Raw genomic sequence first — 6,341 nt, 5'->3', positions numbered from 1 at the left:
TCCCGCGACACCGTCGCCGCCACCATCCAGCGCCTGGCACGCAACGTCCGCCTGGTGTTCGACTACCTGGGCATGACCGAAAATTCCCGCCGTCGGCGGGGACGGCCAGCCACGGCGGGCTAGAACGGATTTGCCGTGAGGGTCTCGCCGACCCCCATCAAACCGGCGTCACGCAGGGCGCTCAGCAGCCCGAGGCGCTCTTGGGTGGTACCAACCGGCAAACGCGCCAGGTCCCGGGCGATGGCGGCCGCGTGCCGTTCGGGCTGACCGCCCACGGGGGGCTGGGCCACGGACTCGCGCTGCAGCCGATGCTTCAATACTTGCGTGGCGAAGGTCCGTAGGCTCGCGTCGCCGGCCAGGTAGATCGTCTCCAGATAGGCGTCGCTGGCAGTCAGTTCATCGAGCCGGGCATCCAGGTGCGCGGCGTCCGCCGCGTATAGTCGATTGACCCAATCGACGGGGAGCATATGGCTCCACTCGAACAGGGCCGGATAGGCCGGGGGCGCGCCATCGCGTTGCAGGGCGGCCAGGCCCTCCGCGGCGGTTGTGAGCCCCGGGCGTTGCGCCAGGGCCTGCCGCCATAGCGCCCGCGCCTGTTCGGCGTCGCCGCGCCGACTGGCCGCCCCGCCGCCCTGTTGGAGCCGTTCGGCCAACAGCGGACCGGTCTCACCAGCGGCCCAAACCGCCTGGCCCGCACGCTCAAAGGCGTCCCAGGCGGCTTGGTTCTCATGGATCAGCAGCAGGCCGGCGACCTGGCCGTAGGCATCCTCGGCACGCCGCGCCTGGGCCTGGGCCAAGGGGACAGCCAAGCCCCTGGCGCCGGTCTCGTCACCCAGATACAGCCGCAGCCGCAGCGCCCAGCCGAGGGCGAAGAGGTTGCCCCCGTCGTGCTGCCAGGCGTCCAGGAAGGCGGTCAACGCCTCCGTGATGTTGCCCGCGTGAAACAGGGCGAACCCCCGATTGTTGCGGGCCGGGGTGATGGCGACACCATCAAGCAACCCCGCCGCGCCCGCGAAGTCATGGGCGTCCATGTGCAGCTTGCCGATGTCGAACTGCTCCATCTGCGCGCGAGTCGCCGCGGTCCCGTCGGGTTGCTGCAGCATCTCGGCCAGGCCCTCAGGGTCAATGTGGTAGGCCCCAGTCAGGGCACCCAATTCCCGCAGCCGGTCCGCGACCCGGTACGCCAACAGGAGGTGCTGGCCCTCGATCGCCAACTGGTAGAGTGCCTCTAGGGCGCGCGCGCTCCGGGGCCGGCGTTCTGCCCACTGGTAGGCGGCCAGGGTGGTGGCCGCCCGACTCTCGCCCTGCTCTAGGGCATCCAACAGCAGCCGGTTGGCGCCGCCATGATCGGGGAACTGCTGCACCAGGGTGCGGGCGCGCGCGATGGCCCGCGGATAGTCCCGGGCACCCAGCAGTCGCTCCACGGCCTTGATTTGGGCCGGCTCGGGCTGCCCGCCCTTGGTCTGGCGGGTATTGGACGGCTGTTTCGGCACCGCGGTTACTCCGATGGTCTGGTGTTGTAGAGTCCCCTACTGTAACGCGGGCGGACGTTCGGCGACGATGCCGTCGCTCCGCCCCGGCGTGACGGCAGCGCCGACGCTGATATCGATCGCCGTGCCGGACCATGCAGCAGGTGAAACCGGCCACTTAACCTATTCGCAGGCAGTAGACACATGAGCGACACACAGACGATGCCGAGCGATTCGGCCGATTCGAGCATCGCCGTGGGCGGCCGCTGCGCGGTGCTGCGCTGGACCCTGGCCGCAGTCGCCCTGCTGGTCGGATGCGCCGGGGCACCGCCGACCAGTCACCGTTCGGCGGGCGGCCCGGCCCAGCTCACGACCGTAGCGGCCGTGATGGACGACGGCTATCGACTACCGCTGCGCCGTTGGGGCGACCCCGGCAAGGCACGGGGCTTGGTGCTTGCGCTGCACGGCTTCAATGAGCACGCTGGGCTCACCTTCGCGCAGCTCGGCCCCGCGCTCGCCGCCCGCGGCTTCCTCGTCTACGCCTACGACCAACGTGGCTTCGGTGCTACCGAACAGCGCGGCCATTGGGCGGGTGCGGACCAGCTGATCGCGGACTTGCGCACCCTCGCCGGGCTGCTGCATCAGCGCCATCCCCGCCTGCCCCTGTACCTGGTGGGAGAAAGCATGGGCGCCGCGGCGATCATGGCCGCCGGAGCACCGGCCGACACCGCGGGCACCGTGTTGATCGCCCCGGCGGTCTGGTCGCGCGACACCATGAACCCCCTGCAACGCCTGGCCCTCACGCTTGCGGCCAACACCGTGCCCTGGCTGGAGCTGACGGGCAAGGGACTCAAGCGCCCGCCCACCGACAACCTGACCATGCTGCGCACCTATGCCGACGACCCCCTGATCATCAAGGCGACCCGCGTCGAGTCCCTGTGGGGCGTCACCAATCTGATGGACCGTGCCCGTGCCGCCGCGCCCCATCTGCGGCGGCCGGCACTGGTGCTCTACGGCGAGCACGACCGGATCATCCCCCGTGAGGCCTTCTGCGCCGTGCTCGGCGATCTGCCCGCCCCGGCCCCGGACCTGCGGCTGGTGCTCTATGCCCACGGCTGGCACATGCTGACCCGGGACCTGCAACGGGAACGGGTGATCGACGACATCGCCGCCTGGCTGACGAACCCGCAGGCCCCCCTGCCATCGGGCGAGGAGATCGCCCGCGACAGCCCGCGGTTGCGCCGTTTCTGTACCGGCTGAGTCGTCATCGGGATAGCGCGCATCCGCATCACCCCGGCGCATCCCGACTCAGTCGCAGCGAGACCCCTTTGTTCAGGATCAACTCCACCGCCCGTCCCGCATCGACTTCGAGCACCGGAAAGGTCTGATCGGCCATCTTCATGTAGAAGTCGGCGAGCTTCTCCATCGCCCCGCCCACACCACCGGCGACCGCGGATTCGGCGGCCTGGGGTGAGAACATCGACTGGTACTGCATCTGACTACCGGCGGCCGCCGCCGACAGGGGGATGGTCGGGACCTGCGTGAACACTTTCGCGAAGGACTGGAGGAAGCCCGCCTGCATGGCATTGGCGAGCATGGCGCCTTGCTTGGACACCAGTCGGCCACGGACCCCGACCTTGCCGTCCTCACCCACCGCGTAACCGTCGATCGGGACCTCGATCACGCCGCCATCGGTGCGCACGCAGGTCAGGGTTTCCGAGCGCAGGTAGGCCCGCTCCGACCCCAAATCCCCAAAGCCCCCGACGATCACGAAGCACTCTTTCACATCGGCGCGGAAGCGGTTCGGCAGGATGGCCTGGGCCTTGATCCGGATCAGGGCGGGGGTCGGCTGGGTGCGCGCCCCTTGCCCGGTGGGTGCATCCATCCCGTTGAGGAACACACCACGCAGGATGGTCCCGGCGGGAATGAACAGGGCATCTTTGGCGGCGGCGGCCGGGCCGCTCGCCACCTTGGGCGGGGCGGCGGTCACGACGCGAATGTCCATCGCCCGCGCCCCGGCAGGCCCCACCGCCTCGGGTAGGGTCGGCGACGGTGCGCGGGCGAACAACTGCTCGATCGGGCGTTCCTGACGTGGCGGCACGGGGACGGGCTCTGGGACCACCGGTAGCGGCTCGGCCAGTCGGCCAGGCACCCGGTCGCTCGGCGCATTGACCACCGTTGGCGCTTGCTTGGCGGCGTCCAGTTGTTGCCGCAGCGCCGCCACCTCGCTCTTCAGTTCGTCCATGGCGAGGCGCTGATCAAGGGCGGCGGGATCGCCGGGACTGGCGGGACTGGCGGGACTGGCGGCCGCCGCGTCGGCGGCTTTCTTGTTGAGCGCCAGGCGGTCATTCAGCTCATCGACATGCTTTTCCATGCGCGCCAGCCGCGTGGCCAACCCCTCGACCCCCATCGTGCGCGGGTCGGTATCGGTGAGCAGGTTGCGGACCAGGCGTTCCTGGGGAGTAGCCGCCGGCTCCACCGGCTTGACGGTACTGACGCTCAGGGCGGCCAACGCGACTAACCCGCCGCCCGCGGCGGCGAACATCGCCCAGCGCTGGACCTTGGGCGAGAGGGCGTTCCACTGCGTCTTGAGGCTCATCGCGCGGAGCCCTGCTGCAGGACCAGCAACACTTCGGTCTCTTGGCCCGGCGTCAGGGTCTTCAACGGCCAGGCACCGACCGCTGCCACCACCTGACCGACATCACAGGCCGACTCGTTGGCGGGGATAGTGCGCGACCCGGTGTTACGCACGCCCACCGTGACCACACGCGCGCTCGGCCCCTCGGCGAGTTGGGTGTTGAGCACCTTGAGCCCGGGCAGACACCGAACCGACGGCGGCGTGGTCTTACTGACCTGGAAGCCCGTCGGCAGGCGCCGCTGGGCCATGGCCCGCAACAGGTCGGTGAGGCCCTCCACGTAGGCCGCCGCACCGAACCCGTCGCTGCTCGCGGCTGGCCCCTCGCTGGCCGACGGGGCACTGGTTTCCGGGGCATGCGCTTTGGGCCGATACCCGGGGACGGTGACCCGCACCTCGCGGGGTGGGACGTGGCGCGGGGCCAGGGTGAGCGAAAGCGCGGTCTCGTTGCCGCTGCCATCGGTGATCCAGAGCGCGACCGGCTCTTCGCTGGCCGTGGCCAGGTAGACCACCCGGCCATCGACGGTCGTGCTCGCATTGGACACGGTATGCACCACGGGGGTGGCAAAGGGGGTGACGATGCGGTTCAGATGATCGATCGCCACCTCGATCAACGCCGTGGTCCCGGGCTCGACCGAGACGTTGCGCGGTCCCAGTTCCAGCCCGCCGGAGGGTGGGCGCGGTCCCAGCGCGGCGCGCTGAAAGCGGGCGGCGGATGGCGGACTCGCGGCGGGACTGGCGGCGGAACTGGCGGCCGGCCGCACCTCCCCCTGGCCAACGACCTGCCGGATAGCCGGTGGGACCGGGACCGCTGCCGGGACCACTGGTTGGACCGGTGGCGCAGGGGCCTTCGGCGGCTCCGTGTTGGTCTGCTGGCCGCCATCCAGCAGCACCGTCGGCGCGACCGCCGGGAGTTCGATACCCGTGGCGGGCTGCGCCTTCACGGCACCCACCAGGAGGCTGGCGAGCAATGCGCTGAGGAGACGGCGGGGAAATGCATGGGTCACGATGGGTCTCCCCGAGGGGCACTCGGCGGTGTCGGCGGCTCGGTGCTGAGCCGGGCGGGACCGGGATAGACATCCAGGTACGCCACGCGGGGGCGATAGTTTTGGAAAATGATGCGCAGGACATAGGTCCGCTCGATCGCGACCGGTTGCGCACCGGGGCCGGTGGTGACGTGTTTGCCGGTGATGTAGATATTGTCGTTCTTGGGGTCATGCGTAATGGCGCCGGGCTCAAAGGAGAGACTGACGTTCTCGCGCTTGATGGCGGTGGTCTGCTCGTCCAGGACCTTGAGGACCTCCTGACGGATCGCCGCCGCCAACAGCGGGTCCAGCGCGGTGATCAGGAAATTGGCATTGCTGGGGGTGACATGGCCCAACAGCTCCACCACGAACAGCGCCCACACGTCTTTGGCTTCTTGGCTGGCCGAATTGCGCCCGATCGTGACCTCGTGTTCCAGGGTCGGCGGGACCAGCACCACCGTGCGGTCGGTTTTGATCAGGGTAACGGCCAGCCCGATGTTCGCCGCGATCAGCAAGAGGATGAACAACCGGTTGAAACGGTTTTCACGATTCACCCCGTCCCAGGTGGACAGGAACCGTTGCAGGGTCACGGTAACCACCGCCGACAGAAGGGGTTCGGCGTGGTGCGTCCCGTGATGGGCAGCAGGCCGAACCAGTACAGGGCGTGCAGGGCATGTCCATCCGGTCGGCTCTCCCGGTACTTGGAGTAGAACCGCACCAGCAGCACGCCGATCAGCAGGAACAGGCTCAGCCGGTCGGCCAGGATACCGACGACCAGCATGAGGACGATGGGCGCCAGGTCGTCGATGCGCCACAGCAGCAGGTGCGGTGGATCATCGACATATTTCGGCATTTCGAGACGATCACCCGCAATGAGAGCGCATGGGCCAGCGGGCTGGCGTAGGCAAAGCTGTGTTGGCGGATGCGCCGGCGGACCCAGCCGTCACCCCAGGCGGCGAGGAATAGCATCAGGAAGAACGGCCACCAGGAAAATAGGACCGCCACCCGTTGCAGGGCCAGGGCGAGCGCGCCCCAGATCACGTCCAAGCGGCTCTTTGGGATCTCAGTAGGTCGGCATATTTATAAATTACATGATGTTATGACGATATGTAGGGCGTCATAGAGTCGCATAACGAGCCGCATCGACAAGCCCCTGACAGGGCTTGGAGCGATTACTGCTCTGCCGAACCTTTATATCAGAGGCTTACGCTA

7 protein-coding genes are annotated in these 6,341 nt (G+C 68.5%); 1 reads left to right on the top strand and 6 read right to left on the bottom strand.

The features are described from left to right. Window positions 1-119: 119 nt before the first annotated feature. On the bottom strand, window positions 120-1,493 hold the full coding sequence (locus tag QZX93_RS25650) for a hypothetical protein (RefSeq protein WP_295386113.1): 1,374 nt from the start codon (window positions 1,491-1,493) through the stop codon (window positions 120-122). Between the two features lie 180 nt (window positions 1,494-1,673). Here QZX93_RS25650 and QZX93_RS25645 point away from each other — a divergent pair, with 180 nt between their 5' ends. Further along, window positions 1,674-2,729 carry an alpha/beta hydrolase gene (locus tag QZX93_RS25645; protein WP_295386111.1) on the top strand — a complete coding sequence of 352 codons (1,056 nt, stop codon included), beginning with the start codon at window positions 1,674-1,676 and terminating at the stop codon, window positions 2,727-2,729. A 28-nt stretch (window positions 2,730-2,757) separates the two neighbouring features. Here QZX93_RS25645 and QZX93_RS25640 read toward each other — a convergent pair whose 3' ends face one another. The 5 genes from QZX93_RS25640 to QZX93_RS25620 are packed head-to-tail and all read right to left on the bottom strand — an operon-like array spanning window position 2,758 to window position 6,134. Further along, on the bottom strand, window positions 2,758-4,068 hold the full coding sequence (locus tag QZX93_RS25640; RefSeq protein WP_295386109.1) for a TrbI/VirB10 family protein: 1,311 nt from the start codon (window positions 4,066-4,068) through the stop codon (window positions 2,758-2,760). Next, entirely contained in the window at window positions 4,065-5,111 is a 1,047-nt protein-coding gene (locus QZX93_RS25635) for a type-F conjugative transfer system secretin TraK (RefSeq protein WP_295386107.1), read from the bottom strand. The genes QZX93_RS25640 and QZX93_RS25635 overlap by 4 nt, the downstream gene beginning before the upstream one ends. Next, entirely contained in the window at window positions 5,108-5,719 is a 612-nt protein-coding gene (locus QZX93_RS25630) for a TraE/TraK family type IV conjugative transfer system protein (protein ID WP_295386105.1), read from the bottom strand. Before QZX93_RS25630 ends, QZX93_RS25635 begins: the two co-directional genes overlap by 4 nt. Next, on the bottom strand, window positions 5,716-5,982 hold the full coding sequence (traL, locus tag QZX93_RS25625) for a type IV conjugative transfer system protein TraL (RefSeq protein WP_295386103.1): 267 nt from the start codon (window positions 5,980-5,982) through the stop codon (window positions 5,716-5,718). The genes QZX93_RS25630 and traL overlap by 4 nt, the downstream gene beginning before the upstream one ends. Further along, on the bottom strand, window positions 5,877-6,134 hold the full coding sequence (locus QZX93_RS25620; RefSeq protein WP_295386115.1) for a DUF4400 domain-containing protein: 258 nt from the start codon (window positions 6,132-6,134) through the stop codon (window positions 5,877-5,879). The genes traL and QZX93_RS25620 overlap by 106 nt, the downstream gene beginning before the upstream one ends. Between the last annotated feature and the right edge of the window lie 207 nt (window positions 6,135-6,341).

The organism is uncultured Thiodictyon sp. (assembly GCF_903946935.1).
Classification (GTDB): Bacteria; Pseudomonadota; Gammaproteobacteria; order Chromatiales; family Chromatiaceae; genus Thiodictyon.
This window is presented reverse-complemented; position numbering and strand designations above follow the sequence as displayed.